1 protein-coding gene is annotated in these 274 nt (G+C 67.2%); it reads right to left on the bottom strand.

Features of this window, described 5'->3' with window-relative positions:
- Positions 1-274 (bottom strand): OsmC family protein (locus ACPYOI_RS36245; protein ID WP_481424194.1); only part of this gene is annotated, 274 nt, incomplete at both ends.

The following is a 274-nucleotide window of genomic DNA, read 5'->3' as shown; positions in this document are numbered from 1 at the left end:
CGCGCAACCGCAGGGTCAATGCCCGGCGCGCTGACGTCGAGGCGTGCGCGCAGGAAAAAGGCGCCGTCATCGACGTTGCGATCGATCTCGACGTCGACCGTGAGACCCGCGGGAAGCTTGATGTTTCTCTGAGAGGCGGCGAGCTCGATCGCTCCCATGTAGCAGGCCGACCAGGCGACGCCGAAGAGCTGTTCGGCCGCGGGGTGCGGCTGCGGCCGCTTGATGTCCGACTTGCCGTCGCTGCTGCGCGCTGCTCCCTCGCGAACATTGGTGT

The sequence above is a fragment of the Rhizobium sp. SVR5-2C genome, from assembly GCF_056755115.1.
Note: the sequence above shows the minus strand (reverse complement) of the source record. Positions and strands in the feature narration are given on the sequence as shown.